The 678-nt window shown below is 71.7% G+C and carries 1 protein-coding gene; it reads left to right on the forward strand.

Features of this window, described 5'->3' with window-relative positions; all coding sequences use genetic code 11:
• Nucleotides 1–678, forward strand: a 678-nt coding sequence (locus EOA75_RS33530; protein ID WP_206517143.1) for a hypothetical protein, incomplete at both ends; no start/stop codon positions are given.

Below are 678 nucleotides of genomic sequence, written 5' to 3' on the forward strand. Positions count from 1 at the left end.
CGGGTGCAACGGGTGCGACCGGCTCGACAGGCGCAACCGGCGCGACTGGAGCTACTGGAGCTACCGGGGCGACTGGAGCAACCGGCGCCACAGGTGCGACCGGCGCTACGGGTGCAACGGGTGCGACCGGCTCGACTGGAGCAACGGGTGCGACAGGCGCAACCGGCGCTACGGGTGATACCGGAGCAACGGGCTCGACAGGTGCGACCGGAGCAACAGGTGCGACCGGCGCCACCGGCGATACCGGAGCAACGGGCTCGACGGGTGCGACCGGAGCAACCGGCGCCACAGGCGCGACCGGCGATACCGGAGCGACGGGCTCGACGGGTGCAACAGGTGCGACCGGCGCTACGGGTGCAACGGGTGCGACCGGCTCGACTGGAGCAACGGGTGATACCGGAGCAACGGGTTCGACCGGGGCCACTGGGGCGACTGGAGCAACCGGCGCCACTGGTGCTACGGGCGATACCGGCTCGACCGGCGCTACGGGTGCGACTGGCGCCACGGGCGATACCGGCTCGACTGGAGCAACCGGCGCCACAGGTGCGACTGGCGCTACGGGTGATACCGGAGCAACGGGCTCGACAGGTGCGACCGGAGCAACAGGTGCGACCGGCGCCACCGGCGATACCGGAGCAACGGGCTCGACGGGTGCGACCGGAGCAACCGGCGCCACAG

It is taken from the genome of Mesorhizobium sp. M1A.F.Ca.IN.022.07.1.1, from assembly GCF_003997575.1.
Lineage (GTDB): Bacteria > Pseudomonadota > Alphaproteobacteria > Rhizobiales > Rhizobiaceae > Mesorhizobium.